This window comes from Pelomonas sp. KK5 (assembly GCF_001984095.1).
In the GTDB taxonomy this organism is placed as follows: Bacteria; Pseudomonadota; Gammaproteobacteria; order Burkholderiales; family Burkholderiaceae_C; genus KK5.
Window position 1 is genome coordinate 12,220 of sequence record NZ_LYVQ01000019.1, and the last position, 18,671, is coordinate 30,890.

General features: G+C 67.4%; 17 protein-coding genes. 10 read left to right on the forward strand and 7 right to left on the reverse strand.

The features are described from left to right. The first annotated feature begins 21 nt into the window (after positions 1-21). The 5 genes from B0W88_RS04360 to B0W88_RS04380 are packed head-to-tail and all read left to right on the forward strand — an operon-like array spanning position 22 to position 6,201. Positions 22-1,107, forward strand: a complete 1,086-nt coding sequence (locus tag B0W88_RS04360; RefSeq protein WP_083748575.1) for a YCF48-related protein — start codon at positions 22-24, stop codon at positions 1,105-1,107. Between the two features lie 7 nt (positions 1,108-1,114). Continuing rightward, positions 1,115-3,586 (forward strand): RND family transporter, encoded by a 2,472-nt coding sequence (locus B0W88_RS04365; RefSeq protein WP_077033434.1) that lies wholly within the window; start codon positions 1,115-1,117, stop codon positions 3,584-3,586. Then, the gene (locus tag B0W88_RS32865; protein ID WP_077033435.1) at positions 3,579-4,544 is read left to right on the forward strand and encodes a lactoylglutathione lyase; all 966 of its coding nucleotides are present in this window, start codon (positions 3,579-3,581) and stop codon (positions 4,542-4,544) included. The genes B0W88_RS04365 and B0W88_RS32865 overlap by 8 nt, the downstream gene beginning before the upstream one ends. A 3-nt stretch (positions 4,545-4,547) precedes the next feature. Further along, entirely contained in the window at positions 4,548-5,336 is a 789-nt protein-coding gene (locus tag B0W88_RS32870; RefSeq protein ID WP_077033436.1) for an enoyl-CoA hydratase/isomerase family protein, read from the forward strand. Between the two features lie 25 nt (positions 5,337-5,361). Beyond that, positions 5,362-6,201 (forward strand): SDR family NAD(P)-dependent oxidoreductase, encoded by an 840-nt coding sequence (locus tag B0W88_RS04380; protein ID WP_077033437.1) that lies wholly within the window; start codon positions 5,362-5,364, stop codon positions 6,199-6,201. A 323-nt stretch (positions 6,202-6,524) separates the two neighbouring features. On the opposite strand, the gene B0W88_RS04385 is transcribed toward B0W88_RS04380, so the two are convergent. Further along, positions 6,525-7,322, reverse strand: a complete 798-nt coding sequence (locus tag B0W88_RS04385; protein ID WP_233151619.1) for an AraC family transcriptional regulator — start codon at positions 7,320-7,322, stop codon at positions 6,525-6,527. Positions 7,323-7,608: 286 nt separating this feature from the next. Between B0W88_RS04385 and B0W88_RS04390 the strand changes: the two genes are divergently transcribed. From B0W88_RS04390 to B0W88_RS04400, 3 genes are all read left to right on the forward strand, one after another. Continuing rightward, positions 7,609-8,478 (forward strand): fumarylacetoacetate hydrolase family protein, encoded by an 870-nt coding sequence (locus tag B0W88_RS04390; RefSeq protein ID WP_077033464.1) that lies wholly within the window; start codon positions 7,609-7,611, stop codon positions 8,476-8,478. A gap of 7 nt (positions 8,479-8,485) precedes the next feature. Next, positions 8,486-9,280, forward strand: a complete 795-nt coding sequence (locus B0W88_RS04395; protein WP_077033439.1) for an alpha/beta fold hydrolase — start codon at positions 8,486-8,488, stop codon at positions 9,278-9,280. A gap of 66 nt (positions 9,281-9,346) precedes the next feature. Beyond that, positions 9,347-10,693, forward strand: coding sequence for an amidohydrolase family protein (locus B0W88_RS04400; protein WP_077033440.1), 1,347 nt, complete (start codon positions 9,347-9,349; stop codon positions 10,691-10,693). A gap of 82 nt (positions 10,694-10,775) precedes the next feature. Here B0W88_RS04400 and B0W88_RS04405 read toward each other — a convergent pair whose 3' ends face one another. The 6 genes from B0W88_RS04405 to B0W88_RS04430 are packed head-to-tail and all read right to left on the reverse strand — an operon-like array spanning position 10,776 to position 16,793. Further along, a complete protein-coding gene (locus B0W88_RS04405) occupies positions 10,776-11,699 on the reverse strand; it encodes a zinc-binding dehydrogenase (protein WP_077033441.1) in 924 nt (307 codons plus the stop codon). A gap of 8 nt (positions 11,700-11,707) precedes the next feature. Beyond that, complete coding sequence (locus B0W88_RS04410) at positions 11,708-12,949, reverse strand: NAD(P)/FAD-dependent oxidoreductase (RefSeq protein ID WP_077033442.1); 1,242 nt, start codon at positions 12,947-12,949, stop codon at positions 11,708-11,710. A 24-nt stretch (positions 12,950-12,973) separates the two neighbouring features. Further along, complete coding sequence (locus B0W88_RS04415) at positions 12,974-14,215, reverse strand: MFS transporter (RefSeq protein WP_077033443.1); 1,242 nt, start codon at positions 14,213-14,215, stop codon at positions 12,974-12,976. 10 nt (positions 14,216-14,225) lie between these two features. Beyond that, on the reverse strand, positions 14,226-15,416 hold the full coding sequence (locus tag B0W88_RS04420; RefSeq protein ID WP_077033444.1) for a thiolase family protein: 1,191 nt from the start codon (positions 15,414-15,416) through the stop codon (positions 14,226-14,228). Then, the gene (locus B0W88_RS04425; protein ID WP_077033445.1) at positions 15,409-15,825 is read right to left on the reverse strand and encodes a Zn-ribbon domain-containing OB-fold protein; all 417 of its coding nucleotides are present in this window, start codon (positions 15,823-15,825) and stop codon (positions 15,409-15,411) included. The genes B0W88_RS04420 and B0W88_RS04425 overlap by 8 nt, the downstream gene beginning before the upstream one ends. Next, positions 15,822-16,793, reverse strand: coding sequence for an amidohydrolase family protein (locus tag B0W88_RS04430; protein WP_233151620.1), 972 nt, complete (start codon positions 16,791-16,793; stop codon positions 15,822-15,824). Before B0W88_RS04430 ends, B0W88_RS04425 begins: the two co-directional genes overlap by 4 nt. Positions 16,794-16,920: 127 nt before the next feature. On the opposite strand from B0W88_RS04430, the gene B0W88_RS04435 reads away from it, so the two are divergent. Further along, complete coding sequence (locus B0W88_RS04435; protein WP_077033447.1) at positions 16,921-17,622, forward strand: SDR family NAD(P)-dependent oxidoreductase; 702 nt, start codon at positions 16,921-16,923, stop codon at positions 17,620-17,622. 21 nt (positions 17,623-17,643) lie between these two features. Continuing rightward, positions 17,644-18,651, forward strand: a complete 1,008-nt coding sequence (locus tag B0W88_RS04440; protein ID WP_077033448.1) for a fumarylacetoacetate hydrolase family protein — start codon at positions 17,644-17,646, stop codon at positions 18,649-18,651. Positions 18,652-18,671 lie beyond the last annotated feature (20 nt).

Consider the following 18,671-nt stretch of genomic DNA (forward strand, 5'->3'; position numbering starts at 1 on the left):
AGTTCAATCCTGCGGCCTCTGGTGGCCGGCCTGATCAGCGTGGGCATGACGCTGATGGTGGTGGCGGATGTGGCGGGCACTGCCTCGCAGACGCGGCCTGACCCGCTGGACGTGGCGGCGCGGCCGTCGCCATTCACCAAGGGCTGGGCGACCACCGGCATCGCGCGCCAGGGCATGCAGATGCTGGCCGTCGGCCCGCGTGGCCTGATTCTGGCATCGGCCGACGGCGCCCAGACCTGGGCGCAGGTGGAGAGCCCGGTCTCCACCGATCTGGTCACCGTGCGCTTCACCGCGCCGAAGACCGCCTGGGCCATTGGCCACGACGGCGTGGCGCTGCGCAGCACCGACAGCGGCCAGCATTGGACGCGCATCCTCGACGGGCGCAAGCTGTTCGCGCTGCTGAAAAGCAGCTACGAGCCGCGCGCCAAGGCCGGCGATGCCGGCGCGGCGGCGGTGCTGAAGGAGGTCGAGCGCTCGGCCGAGCAGTCGGCCACGCCGGGCGTGCTGCCCACGCCGATGCTGGACCTCTGGTTCTCGCCGGAGACGCCGGCCGAGGGCCTGATGGTCGGCGCCTTCGGCCTGGTGCTGGCCACGCATGATGGCGGCTCAAGCTGGGAGCCGCTGATCGAGCGCACCGACAACGACCGGCGCTTTCACCTGTACGCCGTGGGCGGGCAGGGCGAGGAGCGCTACATCGCCGGCGAGCAGGGCCTGCTGATGCGCTGGGACGCCGCGCAGCAGCGCTTCGCCAAGGTCGAGACGCCGTACGCCGGCAGCTACTTCGGCATCGACGTCGCGCCGGGCCGGTTGGTGGCCTACGGCCTGCGCGGCAATGCCTACGCCAGCGAGGACGGCGGCGCCCACTGGAACAAGATCGAGACCGGCGTGGACGACAACCTGGTCGCGCTGGTGCCCCGCGCCAAGGGCGATTTCCTGCTGGTCTCGCAGGCCGGCCAGGTGCTGGCCGTGCCGCAGGGAAGCCTGAAGGCCAAGGCCCTGCACGTGACGCCCACGAGCGAAATCTTCGCCGCGACCGATACCGGCGGCCAGCAACTGGTGCTGGCCCAGATCAACGGCCTGCGCACGATCGAACTGCCTACCCGGTGATCCGCTGATGAGTGCCTATCAAGAGAAATCCGCCAACCCGGCAATGCCGGTGATCGCCGACGTGCGCGACTTCGACGTCAAGTCGGGCAACCTGGCCGAGCGCGTGATCTTCAACCATCGCGCGCTGGTGATCGCGCTGTGCGTCGTCGCCACCGTGGTGCTGGGCTGGTTCGCGAGCCGGCTCAATGTCAACGCGAGCTTCGAGCGGATGATTCCCCCCTCGAGCCCGTACGTCAAAAACTACCTGGCCTACAAGTCCGACCTGCCGGGCCTGGGCAACACGATCCGCATCGTCGTCGAGAACAAGACCGGCGACATCTACGACAAGGACTACCTCGAGGCGCTGCGCAAGGTCAACGACACGCTCTACCTGATCCCGGGCACCGACCGCTCCTGGATGAAGTCGCTGTGGATGCCGATCGTCCGCTGGCGCCAGGTGACGGAGGAGGGCGTGGCCGGCGGCGCCGTGATGCCGGCCGACTACAGCGGCACGCCGACCTCGATCGAGCAGCTGAAGACCAATATCTCGCGCGCCAACATCATCGGCAGCCTGGTCGCCAACGACCTGAAGTCCTCGATGATCGTCGTCCCGCTGCTGGACCGCACGCCGGGCACCGGCCAGCCGCTGAACTACGGCGAGTTCTCACGCGCGCTGGAAGCCAAGGTGCGCGTGTTCGAGAGCGACAAGGTCGGCATCCACATCATCGGCTTCGGCAAGATCGTCGGCGACCTGATCGCGGGACTGCATGAAGTGATGGTCTTCTTCGGCGTCTCGGTGGTGATCGCCGCGCTGTTCGTGTTCGCCTACACGCGCTGCCTGCGCAGCACGACACTGCTGGTGACAGTGGCCGTGGCCGGCGTCGTCTGGCTGCTGGGCCTGATGCAGATCTTCGGCTACGAGCTGGATCCCTATTCGATCCTCGTGCCCTTCCTGATCTTCGCCATCGGCCTCTCGCACGGCGCGCAGAAGATGAACGGCATCCTGCAGGACGTGGGCCGCGGCACGCACAAGTACGTGGCCGCGCGGTACACGTTCCGCCGCCTGTTCATGGCCGGGCTGACCGCGCTGCTGACCAATATCGTCGGCTTCGCCGTGCTCGCCATCATCGACATCCCGGTGATCCGCGACCTGGCCATCACCACCAGCATCGGCGTTTCGGTGCTCGTGTTCACCAAGCTGGTCCTGATCCCGGTGACGCTGAGCTATATCGGCGTCAGCCCGGCTGCCGCGAAACGCGCGCTGGCCGAGGACGACGAGACCAAGCAGGGCCGCACCCGCCTGGCCCGCATCTGGCAGGGGCTGGATCGCCTGACCGAGCGCCGCGGCGCCATCGCCGCCATCGGCGTGGCGCTGGCGCTGACGGCGGTGAGCGCCGTGGCGATGCGCCACCTGCGCATCGGCGACCTGGACCCCGGCGCGCCCGAGCTGCGCGCCGACTCCCGCTACAACCGCGACAACGCCTACGTCACCCAGCACTACGGCCTCTCGAGCGATCAGTTCGTCGTCATCATGAAGACCGACCAGGAAGGCTGCCGCTTCTATGAGTCTCTGCAGTTGATGGACGCGCTGGCGCTGAAGCTGCGCGAGACCGAGGGCGTGCAGGCCACCGGTTCGCTGGCCCAGTCCACCCGCTTCATCACCGCCGCGCTGGCCGAGGGCAGCGGCAAATGGCTGACCATCAGCCGCGACCAGGCGCTGACGAACGTCGCCGTGTCCGCCGCGATGATCGCCACGCCGGACATCACCAACCAGCAGTGCTCGGTCACGCCGCTGATCGCCTACCTGAGCGACCACAAGGCCGACACGCTCAGCCGCGTGCTGAAGGTCAGCGAGGACTTTGCCGGCCAGTTCAACACGGTAGACGGCACCGCCCATCCGACCCACTTCCTGCTCGCCGCGGGCTCCGCCGGCATCGAGGCGGCCACCAATATCGAGGTGGAGCGCGGCGTGCTGAAGATGTACCTGGCCGTCTACGGCGCCACGGCCCTGCTGTGCCTGCTGACCTTCCGCAGCCTGCGCGCCACGCTGGTCGCGATGATCCCGCTGGTCATCACCACCGTGCTGTGCAAGGCGCTGATGGTGGCGCTGGGCATCGGCCTCAAGGTAGCGACGCTGCCGGTGATCGCGGTGGGCGTGGGCGTCGGCGTGGACTATGCGCTCTACCTGCTCAGCGTGCAGTTGGCGATGCAGCGCCGCGGCGCGACGCTGGCCCAGTCCTACCGGCGTGCCCTGGACTTCACCGGCCGCGTGGTCGCGCTGGTGGGCCTGACGATGGCCGCTGGGGTGATCACCTGGGCCTGGTCGCCGATCAAGTTCCAGGCCGACATGGGCATCCTGCTGACCTTCATGTTCCTGTGGAACATGGTCGGTGCCCTGGTGCTGATCCCGGCGCTCTCCCACTTCCTCCTCAATCCGAAGAGCCAGCCCCCGGTGGCTGCGCCGCTCACCCCGCACATCAAGGAGCAATTGCATGTTTGAACTGCTGATGAGCGCTGACATGATGGTCAGCGATCCGGACGCAATGGCCGAATTGCTGGTCACCAAGCTCGGCATCCACAAGCACGAGCGCTGGCGCCAGGCCTTCGCAGACCATCCGTACATTGCCCACTTCCTGCGCGCGCACAAGTCGCTGGCCGTGTCGCCGACGCGGGTCGAGCCGCAGGGGCACCTGGACAAGCCCAACCTCGGCGACCCGATGTTCCACGAGTTCCTGGAGAGCCTGAAGGCCTTCCAGGGCCCGCATCGCCCGATGCTGACCCACTCGATCGTGCTGGCCACGCACAGCGCCAAGTTCGACGCGCTGATGGAGAAGCTGATGCGCCGCCGCCTGCGCTTTCGCATGGCGCAGCGCACGCCGGCCATGCCCTTCGACCGCATGTGGATGGGCGTCACGCCCGAGGATCCGCGCTACGAGCCTTCGGTGGACGGCGGCCTGTGCATCGAGGTGATGCCGATCGAGCCGCTGCAGTTGCCGCCCGAGACCTTCGCCGTGCCCGCGCCCACGCCGCGCGACCTGAAGCCGGGCGACATGGTGCGGGTGAGTTCCCGCGGCTTCCTGGTGCGCAACCTCGATGAGACGCTGCGCCGCTGCTCCGCCAACCTCGACTGGGAGCCGCACGGCCAGGTGGAGGTGCTGGAGCAGGAAGGCTACCGGCGCGCGACGATGGAATTCTCGCTGCCCAACAGCGCGACGCTGGACGTGATCGAGGCCACCCGCTGGAACGGCGACGCCGGCACCTACGTCAACAGCTGGGGCCCGGGGCCGTACTACATCCGCGTCGCCGTCAACGACCTGAAGGCCAAGGCCGAGGACCTGCGCTCGCGCGGCACGAATTTCACCTGGATCGAGGAATGCCAGGCCGTCGGCGGGAAGTCGCTGATTCGCGTGGACCCGGCCGACCTGCAGGGCCAGCTGTTCGAGTTCGAAGAGGCCTGATCCATGTCCGACGCAGCAGCAGTTCGCATCGACCGCGAAGGCGAGGTCGGCTGGATCGTCCTGAACCGCCCGGACCAGATCAACGCGATCAACGACGACATCCGCAAGGGCGTCCCGGCCGCGCTGGCCGAGCTGGAGGCCGACGCCGGCATCCGCGTGATCGTGATCCGCGGCGAAGGCCCGCGTGGCTTCTGCGCCGGCGCGGACATCAAGGAACGCCGGGCGGCCGAGACCTCGCTGCAAGTGCGCCGCCGCATGCAGGGCTCGCGCTGGATCGAATCGCTGGATCGCCTGGAGAAGCCGGTGATCGCCGCGATCCATGGCTACTGCATGGGCGGCGGCATGGAACTGGCGCTGGCCTGCGACATCCGCTTCGTCTCGCCCGACGTGGTGCTGGCGCTGCCGGAGACCGGCCTCGGCCTGATTCCCGGCGGCGGCGGCACGCAGCGACTGCCGCGGGTGGTGGGCCCGGGCCGCGCGCTGGACCTGCTGCTCACCGGCGGGCGCGTCGGCGCCGAGGAAGCCAAGGCCATGGGCCTGGTGACCCGCGTGGCGACGAGCGCCACAACGATGATCGACGAAGTGCGGGCGCTGGCGCAGCAGATCGCCGCCAAGCCGCCGGTGGCCACCGCCTATGCCAAGCAGGCGGCACGCGCGGCGCTGCAGCTGGACCTCAAGAGCGGGTTGGACCTGGAGCTCGACCTGTTTGCGCTGCTGGCCCCGATGCATGATGTGAAGGAAGCGGCGCTGGCCTTCCGCGAGAAGCGCGCGCCGAAGTTCAGCGGCCTTTGACGAAACCACCGGGAGCGAGCACGCAATGAGTTATTCAAGCAGAGACCGCCTGGCGGGCAAGGTCGCCATCGTCACCGGCGCGGCCCACGGCCTGGGCGCCGAGACAGCGCGGGTGCTGGCCTCGCAGGGCGCACGAGTGGCGATCGTCGACATCAACCTCGAGGCGGCGCAGGGCGTCGTGGCCGAGATCGAGGCGGCCGGCGGCGAGGCCATGGCCGTCAAGGTGGACCTGACCTCCGAGTCCGACATCATGGGCATGGCTGAAGCCGTCGCCCAGCGCTTCGGCCGCATCGACGTGCTGCACAACAACGCCGCCGCGCTCGACGTGCCGCAGCGCCAGGCCGACCGCGACGTCTGCAACGTCTCGATCGACGCCTGGGACCGGGCGCTGGACGTCAACGCCCGCGGCGCCATGCTATGCAGCAAGCACGTGGTGCCGGTGATGCTGAAGACCGGCGGCGGCTCGATCATCCACTCCACCTCGGGCTTCGGCCAATTGGGCGACGTGACGCTGACGGCCTACGCCGCCTCCAAGGCGGCGCTGATGGCGCTCTCTCGCTCGATCGCCGCACAGTTCGGCAAGAAGGGCATCCGCTCCAACGCCATCATGATCGGCTTCGTCGTCAATGACCATGCGCAGAAGACGGTGCCCGAAGAGGTCAAGCAGATCCTGTTGGCGCAACACCTGACCCCGCAGCTGGGCAGCCCGCGCCAGATCGCCGACGTCGTGGCCTTCCTGGCCAGCGAGGAGTCGTCCTTCATCACCGGCGCGACTATTCCCGTCGACGGCGGTTTCACCAGCCACTCGCCCGCGATGGTGCCCTTGAGCGAGTACTTCGAGCGGCAGGGGTCGAACAAGCTCTGAGCGCAGTCGTCGCGTGCTGCGGGAATGGAAGGCGACCTTCGACTTTCAACGGACTTGCAGCATTTGAGTCATCGGCAGTTGCGCGTTCTGCGCGTGCTGTGCACTTACCCGAACCTCGCATTCGCTTCGCGGCGCCTGCATGTGTCCCAGCAAGTGTTGAGGTCGATGATCGATGAGCTTATTGGGAGATTGGGAGAGGGCCGTCTTCGCATGGAACGAGGTGCCATCTACATGTCTCCGCAGCTGGCCGCGGAAATCGGTGCTGCCAGCCTTGGGCCTGTACTGCGTGCTCGCTCCCCGCATGGAGCGCGGGGCGAAAGCCTTTAGGCAACGCCCGTCAGCAATCGAGGCGCCGCAACTGAGGCGACCTGGCGGAACCTCGACGGCGAAACACCCATGTGGTCGCGGAAGAAGCGCGAGAAGTTGCCGGGCGACGAAAAGCCGAGGTCCAACGCCACCGAGGTCAGCGGCTCTTCCTGCTGGACCAGCCGGCGCACCGCCTCTTCCACCCGCACCGCGCTCCAGAAGACCTGCGGCGTCGTGTGGAGCTGATCCCGGAACAGCGCGAAGAAATGCCCTCGCGACAGGCCCACCTTCGCGGCGATTTCCTCGACGCCGATCGGCTCGTTCACGTGCTCGCGCATGTAGGCGATCGCTGATCGCAGCCGGTGGTTCAGCGTCGGCGTCGCCGTGAGGCGATCGGTGCCGACGGCCGACGTCATCGACGACTCGATGGCCGCGGACAGGAGGTTCTCGACCTCGCCATCGACATCGGCGCCGGGATGTTCGTGGGGCGACACGATCTTGTCGAGCACCCGCCAGCAGCTCTGGCGCACCGCGGGATCGATGGGCACGCGCGGCGAGGCGAAGTGGAAGGGCCGGCCGGTCAGGTCGCGGCGCTGGTCCAGCCAGGGCTTGGCGATGTAGAGCACCAGGAACACAGCCGGGCCGCTGCGGTCGAGCAGGCGTGCGTCATGCGACTCGTAAGAGTTCGTGCCCAGCGCCAGATGTTCGCCATAGGGCACCAGCTCAGAGCCCACGTGCCCCTCGACACGTGCGCCACCCAGCCAGAGCGCCAGTTGCACCTCCGCGTGGGCGTGGGCGATCAGGTCGTCGCGCAACTCGAGGACAACGGCCCGCCCGAAGGCGCCTTCGTGTAAGGCGTAAGTCTCCAACGTCGTGTCTCCATCTGCTCTGAGGCTTCACCAGCCACTATGCAGCGATGGTACGTCCGCACGCCTGCGCCGGGAAAACACCTAGCACGGAATCTGACTCTGGGATAAGTCGTCCGACGCGGTGAGAAGCGCAGCCGGGCCCTCATTTCTACAGTCCTCCCATCGTTCGACGCTGCCCGGAAACGGGTTTCGGCAGCTCACGACAACCCAAGCAACGATGAAGGAGATGAACATGCGTATTGCCACCTTTTTGCTGAACGGAAAGCGCCAGGTCGGGCTCGTGTCGGCCGACGGGAAGACGGTCACCCCGGTCGCCCTGACGGAGGAACAGGCCGGGCGCGGCGCGCAGGCGCTGATCGAGCTGAGCGTGGACGGCAAGGCCTTGCCTGCCCCGGCCGGCGCCGCCATTCCCCTGAGCGACGTGCAACTCCAGGCGCCGCTGCCGCTGCCGCGCCGCAATCTCTGGTGCGTCGGCCGCAACTACCACGCGCATGCCAAGGAACTGCAGGCCTCGGTGTTTAAGGACAACGATGCGAATCCCGAGTCCTGGCCCATCGTCTTCACCAAGGTGCCCGAGTGCGTGGTCGGCCCGCATGACGACGTGAGTATTCCGGTCGGCGTCTCTGACCAGATCGACTATGAAGCCGAACTGACCGTGGTCATCGGCAAGGGCGGCAAGAACATCACGAAGGCCGATGCGCTGAAGCATGTTTTCGGCTACACGATCGTCAACGACGTGACGGCGCGCGACGTGCAGATCCGCCACCAGCAGTGGGACATGGGCAAGTCCTTCGACACCTTCTGCCCGATGGGGCCGTGGATCGTCACCGCCGACGAGTTCGACGGCACCAAGACGCGCGTGCGCTGCTGGGTCAATGGCGAACTGCGCCAGGACGGCCCGACCGAAAACATGATCTTCGACATCCCGACGCTGATCGAGACGATCTCGCGCGGCATCACGCTCTATCCCGGCGATGTGATCGCCACCGGCACGCCGGCCGGCGTGGGCATGGGCATGAAGCCCCCTCGCTACCTGAGTGCAGGCGACGTCGTCCTCATCGAGGTCGACGGCCTGGGCTCCATCGAAAACAAGTTCGTCTGAGGCCGCCATGACCACGCGAATCGTCAACGGCTTGACTGTCGAACTGGACGGCACCGAGATCGGACAGGCCGAAGCACTGCTATGCATTCACGGCCTCGGCGGCTCCTCGAACACCTGGACGCCCGTGATGAGTGCATTCAAGGGCTTCACCATCATCCGCCCGGATCTGCCGGGCAGCGCACGCTCCGAGTTGCCGGATGAGAAGCTCTCCATCGAGCTCTACGTCGAAGCGCTTGATCAATTGCTGAGCGAGTTGGGCATTGGCGTCGTGCATGTCGTCGCCCACTCCCTCGGGACCATCGTTGCGCAGCACTTGGCAGTCCGGTCTCCCGCAAAGGTCAAATCGCTGGCCTTGTTCGGTCCGCTCGTGGCGCCGCCTGAGGCTGCGCGGCCGAACATCACAGCACGCGCAGCACTGGCCCGAAATGGGCTCACCGCAATGCAGGAGATTGCAGACGCGATCGTCAAGGGCGCCACCAGCAAGGAAACCAAGGCGGAGCAGCCCGCCGTAGTCGCTCTTGTTCGCGAGAGCGTAATGCGCCAATCGTCGGAGGGCTACGCGCAGAGCTGCGAAGCGCTCGCTGCCGCCCAGTCGGCCTTGATCGAGAGTATTCGGATTCCCGTCTTGCTGGTCACCGGCGACCAAGACGGCGTCGCCCCTGTGGCCAACGTGACGCTGATGAAAGAACGCATCGACGGCAGCCGCATGGCCCTGCTCGATGGCTGTGGTCACTGGACGACCTTCGAGAAGCCACAAGCGTGCATGCAGGAGCTGCAGCACTTCTACGCAAGCATCCGCTAGCCGCCGGCCACACACCCCCGTTTCACCCACCAAACGGCCTCCGAAGCGGGGCCGAAGGAGACTGTCATGTCCAAAATTGCATTCACGAACGTCAACATCTTCGACGGCAGCGGCGAAGACACCTTCCTGGGCGAGGTCCTCATCGAGGGCAATCGCATCATTGATGTGACCCGCACGCCGGGCAAGGTGAACACGGAGGGCGCCACCCGCGTCATCGATGGCCGCGGCAGATTCCTCATGCCGGGCATGACCGAGGCCCACACCCATTTCTCCTGGAACGACCAGCCCTCGCTGGCGGCTATCCAGTTCATGCCGCCCGAGGAACACATCCTGTGGTGCATGCGCGTGGCCAAGCGCTACCTGGACATGGGCTGGACTTCAGCCATCGGCGCCGCGGCCGCCAAGCCCCGCCTGGATGTCGTGCTTCGGAACGCCATCCTTGCCGGCGAGTACCCCGGCCCGCGCTACTTGGCCGGCAGCCAGGAAATCACCACCATTGGTGCCCTGGGCGATAACACGCTGCCGCACATGCCCTTCGATGAGCTGAGCTTCGGCAGCGTCTGCAGCGGGCCCGAGGAAATCCGCCGCTCGGCACGCACCTTCATCAAGTACGGCGTCGATCACCTGAAGATCAATCTCTCAGGCGAGTACATCGCCGGCCTGCCAGCCGAGATGTCGCCGTTTTCCGAAGAGGAGGTCGCCATGCTGTCGCAGGAAGCCAAGCGCTACGGCAAGCGGATGGCAGCACATGCGCGCTCCAGCGAGTCGGTCAAGCAATGCGTGCGCCACGGCATCGAGATGGTCTATCACGCCAGCTTCGCGGACGAAGAGGCGCTGGACATGCTGGAAGCGAACAAGGACAAGCACTTCGTCGCGCCCGGCATCGGCTGGCTGATCCGCACCTGCTACAACGCCTCCGAGTTCGGCATCACGCCGGCCGTCGCCGAGGCCATGGGCTACAAGCGCGAACTGGAAATCGCATCCGAGTCGCTGCGCAAGATGCACAAGCGCGGCATTCGCATCCTGCCCGGCGGCGACTATGGCTTTGCCTGGATGCCCCATGGCACGAATGCCAACGATCTCCAGTATTTCGTGGACTACATCGGCATGACGCCTGCCGAGGCACTTCGCGCCGCCACCAAGCTCGGGGGACAGATCATGATGAAGCCCGATGAGCTGGGCCAGTTGAAGCCGGGATTCCTGGCGGACATCGTCTTGGTGGACGGCGACCCGCTCAAGGACCTCGCGCTGCTTCTGGACCCGGCCAAGGTGCAGTTGGTGATGAAGGACGGCGTCATCCACAAGGACTGTGCGACGCCGGTGCCCGCCGAGGCCGCCTTGCATCTGCCCGGCGCCGATCGGCCGCTGCAGGAAGAAGGCGTGAAAGAGGCGATCGCGGCCGGCGTGAACTGACGACCTGGCCGGGAAGGAAACTCGCAGTGCTCCGGCACGGGAGGTGTTGCGATTTCGTGTTGTCGAGGCGGCCCGGCCAGGCTCAACGCATCCGCGCCGTCACCTTCGCATGCGGCCCCGCCACCTGAGCGGCCCAAGCCTCGACTGCCTGGTCGAAGCTGAAGTCCAGATAGTCGATGGCGATCTTGTTCTCGCGGTCGATCTGCAGCAGCCGCTCCCAGATCGCGCGGCGATCGGCCGGCGGGCGCTGGCCGGTGCCGATGCAGGAGAGGGTGCGGAACAGCAGGTCGGCGATGTCCAGGTTGATCTGGCGGCCGGCGCCGGTGCCGATGGTCATGATGCGGGCGCCCCATCGCGTGGCCTTCAGCGCCGAGAGCAGCGGCTGGCCGCAGACGAGGTCCAGCACGACGTCGAAGCCGCCGTTGGAGGCGTCCTTCAGCGCGGCGACGTCGTCGGCACCGCCGAGCTTGATGCCCGCATCGGCCAGGCCGCGGCTGACCAGTCGCTGCAGCGACTCTTCCGAACGGGCCGCCGCCACCACGCGGCCCGCACCCATGTGCCGGGCGAGCTGCAGCGCGATCTGGCCCAGCGTGCCGGTGGCGCCGAGGATTAGCACGTTCTCGCCCTTCTGGATCGCGGCCTTCTCCAGCGGCACCAGTGCGCCGGTGGCGGCGATGCCCATGCTGATCGCGGTTTTATCGTCCACGTCGTCCGGCACGGCCCAGACTTCCTCCGCCGGCACCAGCGTTCGCTCGGCCCAGGCGCCGAAGGGCTGCACCGAGCGCTCGCCGAAGTAGACGCGCTGGCCGTCCTTCAGGCGGCCTACGCCTTCGCCGCGGATGACGCAAGGGAACTCGACGCCGAGGCGGTAGGCACCGAGCACATCCCAGCCGCCGAGGCCTGCCGTGTCCATCTCGATCAACAGGGCGCCTTCGCGCGGCTCGGGTTCACGGAACTCGGTCAGGACGGGGGCGACGCCGCGTTCCGCAATGACTGCTGCTTTCATGGTGATCCTCAGGTGATGTCTTTGGTCGCGGCCTCGTAGGCCTTCAGTTCAAAACCCGGCTCGCGCGCCTGGGCCGGCGTCAGCGGCGTGTTGCGCGCGAGCAGCTTGCGGGCGGCCATGTGGTCGGCCGTGCGGTTGGCGGTCTCGACGGCAATCAGGCGGCCCTGGCGGAAGCAGAGCACGGCCAACTGGTGGCCATCGGCGGCGCCGATCTGCACGGTCTCGTCGTGCCCGTCGGCCAGGCCGGCGATCTGCAGACGCAGCGCGCCCTGGTCGGTCCAGAACCAGGGCAGGGCGGTGTAGGGCGCGGGCTTGCCCATCAGCCGGGCGGCGACGGCCTTGCCCTGGTCCACCGCGTTCTGCACGGACTCCAGTCGAACCGGCCTGTCGGCATGGCAGCTCATGAAGCTCGCCGCATCGCCAATCGCCGAGATGTCCGGGTCGCTGGTCAGCAGCAGTTCGTCCACGCAGATGCCGTTGCTGACCGTGAGGCCGGCTGCCGCCGCCAGTTCCGCATTGGGCAGTACGCCGATGCCGTAGACCACGAGGTCGGCCGCGATCACGCGTCCGTCCTCCAGCTCCACGCCACTGACCTTGCCCTCGGTGCCGACGATGCGCCGCAGCTTCTGCCTGAAGTCGATCTGCACGCCCCAGCTGGCATGGCCCGCGGTGAACAGGTCGGACATGGGCCTGGAGATGGCGCGTGCCATCGGCCGCTCGCCCAGCTCGATCACATGCACCGCCACGCCCTTGGCTGCGGCCACTGCGGCGAACTCCAGGCCGATGAAGCCAGCGCCGATGACGACCGCATTGCGGATGCTGGCGATGCGCGGCGAGAGGGCATTCGCATCGGCCAGCGTGCGCAGGCCGATCACGCCGTCCAGCTCGATGCCAGGAAGGTCGGGCACGCGGTTGCGCGCGCCTGTGGCGAGCACCAGGTGGTCGTACGGGATCATCGTGCCCGAGGCCAGTTCCACATGCCGCGCCGCGCGGTCGATGCGGGTCACGCTGTCATGCAGCCGCTCGATCCGGTGCTCCTCGAAGTACTCGGGCTGCCGGAAGCGGATCGCATGCGCGCCGATCTTGCCCAGCAGGTAGGCCTTGGACAGCGGCGGCCGCTGGTAGGGCACGCCGGGTTCATCGCCGACGATGGTGATGCGCCCGGCAAAGCCCTCCTGGCGCAGCGAGGCGGCGGTCTGGAAGCCGGCCTGGCCGCCGCCGACGATCACGACTGAATTCAACGCAGACATCTCGACAGCCTTCTTCTTTCCTGGTCAATCAAACTTCGGATAGCGCCCCAACGGCAGCAGGCTGGCCGCGCCGATCAGGAAGGCCGATCCGCACAGGGTCAGCATCATCAGGTAGTTGCCGGTGCTCTTGTAGACGACGCCACTGAGCCACGGCGCCAGCGCGCCGGCCGCCGTGATCAGGCCGAGGTGCACGCCGAACAGGCGCCCGTAGTCGCGCAGGCCGAAATAGCGGGACATCAGGTAGGCGGCGATGTCGAACTCGGCGCCGGCGCCCAGGCCGACCAGCGCAGTGGCGAGCAGCAGGATGCCGGTCTGCTCGGCACCGGTCGTCGCCAGCAGCAGGCAACCCAGCGCGGGCAGGGCCAGCGCCACGGCAGCCACGCCCGGCGCCCACAGACGGTCGATCAGATAGCCCACCAGCACGCGGCCGCCGATCAGCGACAGGCCGAAGCCGCCGAACACCGCGCCCGCGGCAGCAGCGCTGAGGCCCTTGTCGCGCAGCATCGGCACGGTGTTGGAGACCATCGTGACGATGGCGCCGACCACCAGCGACAGGCCGATGTTCAGCAACCAGAAACGCATCGAACGCAGGCCCTGCGCAAACGTCAGCCCGCCCGCCACCACGGCGGCCGGCCGTGTGCCGTCGGCACGCGGCGCGATGCCGGCGGGCTCCTTCATCCAGACCACGGCGAAGGGCAGCACCACCAGCACCGGCAGGGTCGCCAACAGCCAGAATCCGCCCTGCCAACCCCAGCGGCCGATGGCCCAGGTCACGGCCGAGGGCAGCAGTGCGGCGGAGATGCCCGTGCCCGACAGCACCAGCGCCAGCCCCAGGCCCCGGTTGCGCACGAACCAGAGGTTCACGAGGTAGGTCCAGGTCACGTGGATCGTGCCCATGCTCGCCAGCGGCAGCAGTGCGAAGAAGAAGTACAGCCAGGCGATCGACGGCCCCATCAGCGAGATCAGCGCGAAGCTCAGCGCCAGGCACACCAGCGAGGCGCAGGTCACCCGCTTCATGCCGTAGCGCAGGTTCAGCCACGGCACGATCTGCGATGCGACGACGGCACTGGCGAACAGGAAGGTGACGGCCGCCTGGATCTCGCCCCGTGCCCAGCCGAAGGCCGTCTGCAGCGGGATCACGAAGGAGCCGAAGGCATACAGCATCGAGGCGTTGGCATTGATGGCCAGGCCGAGCATGGCCAGGATGACGATGCGCCAGCCCTGCTTGAACTCGGTGAGGTCGATCGCGGCGGTGTTGGTTTTCATCGAGATTTCTTCAGTCCCTGACAAGTAGCAGGCTGCCGCCGAGCGGTCCGCCACCGGAGGCGCATACCGAGACCTGATGCGGCGCGATCTGGCGCTCGCCCGCGCGGTTCCAGAGCTGGGTGCAGGCTTCGTGCACGTAGCCCAGGCCATGCGTGCGCCCGCCGGAGAGCTGGCCGCCATTGGTGTTGAGCGGCAGCACGCCGTCGCGCGCTATGCGGGCGCCGCCCTCGACGAAGGCACCGCTCTCGCCGCGCGGGCACAGGCCCATCGCCTCAAGCCAGATCATCGTCAGGATGGAGAAGCCGTCGTAGAGCTGGGCGCTGCCCACATCGCCCGGCTTCAGGTCCGTGCGGTTCCACATCATCCGGCCGACGTCGAAGGCCGCGCCCTCGGTCAGCGAGATCTGGTCCCAGGACCAGGGCTGGTGCAGGGCCGCCCCGATCGCCTCGATGCGGATCGGCGCGTTCGGCCCGTCCTTCGCGGCATCGGCGCGCGACAGGACAAGCGCCGTCGAGGCATCGCAGTGCACGTCGCAGTCGAACATGCGCAGCGGCGTGGAGATCATCCGCGAGGCCATGTAGTCGTCCATGCCCATCGGCTTGCGCATCACCGCCTTGGGATTGAGCATCGCGTTGCGGCGGCAGGTGAGGGCGATCTGAGCCAGTTGCTCAGAGCGGGTGCCGAACTCGTGGAAGTGCCGCTGCGCGTACATCGCCATCAGGTTGACGGCGGAGAGCACGTTGAACGGCGTGTACCACTGCCAGAAATAGCTGGTGTCGCGGCCGCTGGTCTTGTTGGTCAGAGCCGAGGCGCCCTTGTCGACCTGGCGGCTGCTGGCCTCGGTGATCGTGCGGAACACCAGCACATGGCGGGCCAGGCCGGCGGCGATCGCCATCGCGCCATTGATCACACCGGCCAGTGGCCCCGGGCCTTCGTAGCCACCGCCGAACCAGTTCACCTGCAAGCCCATGGCGCTGATCAGCGCGTTCGGGCCGACCGGCGAGAAGCTGTTGCCGTTGTTGTTGTCGCCCGGCCAGCAGGAGACGCCGTCGATGTCGGCGGGCGTGAGGCCCGCGTCCTGGATGGCCTCCAGCGCGGCGTCCAGCGTCAGCCTCATCGCGGACTTGGTGGAGGGCCGGCCGATCTCGGATTGCCCGATGCCGGTGATGGCGACGTCCTTCTCGAACACCCGGTCAAACATCGCTAAGCCTTGATTCAAGCGGAGCGAACAGCGGGATCCAGACGTCCTCCTGCTGCTCGAAGATCACGCGCACCGGCATGTCGATGCGCACCTCCTGCGGCGAGCAGCGCACGATATTGCTGGTCAGCCGCAGCCCGGCCTGTTCGGCCAGCTCGATGATGGCGACCACGTACGGTGTCTGCAATTCGGGCGTCCAGGCCTGCTCGTTGATCGTGAAGGCCAGCACCTTGCCGCGACCGGACACCGGCTTCGGGGCGACATCGAAGCTGCGGCAGTGCGGACAGATCGGCGCCGGCGGATGGAACCAGCGCGAGCAGGCGGCGCAGCGGTGGATGTTCAGCACGCCATCGGCACCGCCTTGCCAGAACGGCGCGGTGTCCGGCGTCAGCGCGGGCAGCTTGCGGCTCATGGCTGAAGCTTCAGCAGCTCGATCGCATTGCCGGCGCGGATCTTCTCGCGGTCTGCGCCTTCCAGGCCCAGGCCCTCGGTCGGATCGCCATTGTCGTAGGCGCCGCCGAAATTGGTGCCGTGGACCAGCCGGTCCACGCCGACGACCTCCAGCACGCCGCGGCGCAGCGCGGGCGAATGCACGTCGAGGTCGAAGTAGAAATTGGGCAGGTAGTCCATCAGCGGGCGCTTGTTGCGGGCGTCCGGCGCCATGCCCTTGTTCAGCTCGGCCAGGCGGCCGAGCTGGAACACGGCCATGCCGCCGGCATGCGTGATGTAGGTCTTCAGCGTCGGGAAGGCATCGAGCGCGCCGCCGCAGATCAGGTACCAGAAGAACAGGGTCTCGTCCACGCAGTCGCCGACGATGGAACTGGTCTCGAACTTGTCCTTGTGATGCTGGTCGCCCAGCCAGATGGACTGGTTGTAGCCGTGGACCATGATCGGCACGTCCAGCTCGGTCAGCTTCTCCCAGAGCGGGAACAGTTCCTCGCTGTGGGCCTCCAGCCCGTTGAAGTTCGCGCCGCCCACGCACAGCCCCTTGGCGCCCAGCTGCCTGACCGCCCGGTCGATCTCCTTGACGGCCTCCTTCGGGTCGGCCAGGTTGGCATGGCCCCAGAAGGCGAAGTGCTCCGGGTCCTCCGCGCAGTACTTGGACATCTCCTCGTTGCAGGTGCGCGCGTACTCGTTGCCGAAGTCGCCGGCCCAGTACATGAAGGCATGCGAAGGCGTGGACAGGACGAGCTTGTCGACCCCGCGCTCGGCCATCAGCGCGCGGCGGCTCGCGTGGGTCATCTTCGACAGCAGCGCGGCCTCGGCCTCGGCATCGGTGGCGGCCGGCTTGCGGTGCTTGTTGGTGCCCAGCGAGAAGTGGCCGACCGTCAGCCCCTGACGCTTCATGAACGGCCCCCAGAACTCATGCCTGTTCAACATGCCCGCGGTGAACAGATGGGCGTGGACATCAATAAGCAAGGGGCTCTCCCGGTTGACGCATCAGTGTCGAAGCAGTGTAATAGCTGAACAGATTCAGTCAAGATGTATAACTTAGAGGGTTTTCACGATGACTTCCTCACTGTCTGACCGGGTTTTCGTGGTCACCGGGGGCTTCGGCGCGCTGGGGCGCGCGCTGGCGGCGGTGCTGCTGGAGGAGGGCGCGCGTGTCGCGCTGCTGGATCGGGCGCCGGCGGGTGCCGGGCTGCCGGGCGGTGAGCGCGTGCTGGTCATCGGCGGCGCAGACCTGGGCGATGCCGGCGCCGCCGCGGCTGCATTCGCTCAGGTGAAGCAGCGCTGGCAGCGCGTCGACGGCCTGGTCAACGTGGCCGGCGGCTTCGCCTGGGAGACCGTGGGCGAGGGCAAGCTGGACACCTGGGACCGCCTCTACGCGATGAACCTGCGCAGCGCCGTGTCGGCGAGCCAGGCGGCCTTGCCGCACCTGAGCACCGACGGCCGCGGCCGCATCGTCAACATCGCCGCGCTCGGCGCGGTGAAGGCCGCCACCGGCATGGGCGCCTATGCCGCGTCCAAGGCCGGCGTGATGCGCTTGACCGAGGCGCTGGCCGAAGAACTGAAGGACCGCGGCATCACCGTCAACGCGGTGCTGCCCAGCATCATCGACACGCCGGCCAACCGCGCCGACATGCCGGATGCCGCCTTCGACCGCTGGGTCACGCCCGAGGCCCTGGGCCGCGTGATCAAGTTCCTGCTGTCCGATGACGCTGCGGCGATCACCGGCGCGCTGCTGCCCGTCGCGGGCCGCACCTGACCACTCTTCCAACAAGAAACCATGAGACTCGTCACCTACTCCGACGCCCAGGGCGTCCAGCACGCCGGCGCCTTCATCGACCAGGACACGGCCATCCTCTCGCTGCAGGCGGCGCAGCGCGAACTGCACGGCGCCACGTCGCCGAGCCTGTCCAGCGTGCTCTCGCTGATCGAGGCCGGAGACGAGGCGATGGCCCATGCGCGTTCGCTGGTCGAACGCGCGCCGCGTGTGGCCGTGCTGCTGCGCCACCAGGTGCACCTGCATGCGCCGATCCAGCCGCCGCCGCAGATGCGCGACTGCTCCTGCTTCGAACTGCACCTGCGCCAGAGCTTCGCCGCGGCCCGCAAGATCCGCGCGCTGCAGACGCCGGACCCCGAGGCCACGCTGGCCGCGATGAGCACCAAGGCGGACGAGCGCGTGATCGCCACCTTCAACCGCCAGCCGATCTACTACAAGTGCAACCGCTTCGCGGTGATCGGCCCGGACGACGACGTGGTGTGGCCGAGCTTCTCGAAGGCGCTCGACTTCGAACTGGAGTTCGGCTGCTACATCGGTCGCAAGACCAAGGACGTCGCCAAGGCGGACGCACGCAAGCACATCGTCGGCTACACGATCTTCAACGACATCAGCGCCCGTGACGCACAGGCGCTGGAGATGTCCGGCATGCTCGGCCCGGCCAAGAGCAAGGACTTCGACACGGCCAATGTGATGGGCCCCTGCCTGGTGACCACCGACGAGCTGGAAGACCCGTACAACCTGACCATGATCGCCCGCGTCAACGGCGAGGAATGGGGCCGCGGCAGTACAAGCACGATGCGCTGGACCTTCGAGGACGTGATCGAGCACATCTCCCGCTCCGAGACCCTGTACCCGGGCGAGTTCCTGGGCTCGGGCACCGTCGGCAATGGTTGCGGCCTGGAACAGTTGCGCAACCTGAAGGCCAACGACGTGGTGGAGTTGGAGGTCCAGGGCCTGGGCATCCTGCGCACACGCATCACCCGTCCCCAGCGTGTGACGGCCCCCGCCTGATCCCGATCATCCTGACGAAA

What these genes read in the sequence shown, in the direction of transcription:
- B0W88_RS04365 (WP_077033434.1), top strand. Translation starts at nt 1,115, where the DNA reads ATGAGTGCCTATCAAGAGAAATCCGCCAACCCGGCAATGCCGGTGATC.
- B0W88_RS32865 (WP_077033435.1), top strand. Translation starts at nt 3,579, where the DNA reads ATGTTTGAACTGCTGATGAGCGCTGACATGATGGTCAGCGATCCGGAC.
- B0W88_RS32870 (WP_077033436.1), top strand. Translation starts at nt 4,548, where the DNA reads ATGTCCGACGCAGCAGCAGTTCGCATCGACCGCGAAGGCGAGGTCGGC.
- B0W88_RS04380 (WP_077033437.1), top strand. Translation starts at nt 5,362, where the DNA reads ATGAGTTATTCAAGCAGAGACCGCCTGGCGGGCAAGGTCGCCATCGTC.
- B0W88_RS04390 (WP_077033464.1), top strand. Translation starts at nt 7,609, where the DNA reads ATGCGTATTGCCACCTTTTTGCTGAACGGAAAGCGCCAGGTCGGGCTC.
- B0W88_RS04395 (WP_077033439.1), top strand. Translation starts at nt 8,486, where the DNA reads ATGACCACGCGAATCGTCAACGGCTTGACTGTCGAACTGGACGGCACC.
- B0W88_RS04400 (WP_077033440.1), top strand. Translation starts at nt 9,347, where the DNA reads ATGTCCAAAATTGCATTCACGAACGTCAACATCTTCGACGGCAGCGGC.
- B0W88_RS04405 (WP_077033441.1), bottom strand. Translation starts at nt 11,699, where the DNA reads ATGAAAGCAGCAGTCATTGCGGAACGCGGCGTCGCCCCCGTCCTGACC.
- B0W88_RS04410 (WP_077033442.1), bottom strand. Translation starts at nt 12,949, where the DNA reads ATGTCTGCGTTGAATTCAGTCGTGATCGTCGGCGGCGGCCAGGCCGGC.
- B0W88_RS04415 (WP_077033443.1), bottom strand. Translation starts at nt 14,215, where the DNA reads ATGAAAACCAACACCGCCGCGATCGACCTCACCGAGTTCAAGCAGGGC.
- B0W88_RS04420 (WP_077033444.1), bottom strand. Translation starts at nt 15,416, where the DNA reads ATGTTTGACCGGGTGTTCGAGAAGGACGTCGCCATCACCGGCATCGGG.
- B0W88_RS04425 (WP_077033445.1), bottom strand. Translation starts at nt 15,825, where the DNA reads ATGAGCCGCAAGCTGCCCGCGCTGACGCCGGACACCGCGCCGTTCTGG.
- B0W88_RS04430 (WP_233151620.1), bottom strand. Translation starts at nt 16,793, where the DNA reads ATGTTGAACAGGCATGAGTTCTGGGGGCCGTTCATGAAGCGTCAGGGG.
- B0W88_RS04435 (WP_077033447.1), top strand. Translation starts at nt 16,921, where the DNA reads ATGACTTCCTCACTGTCTGACCGGGTTTTCGTGGTCACCGGGGGCTTC.
- B0W88_RS04440 (WP_077033448.1), top strand. Translation starts at nt 17,644, where the DNA reads ATGAGACTCGTCACCTACTCCGACGCCCAGGGCGTCCAGCACGCCGGC.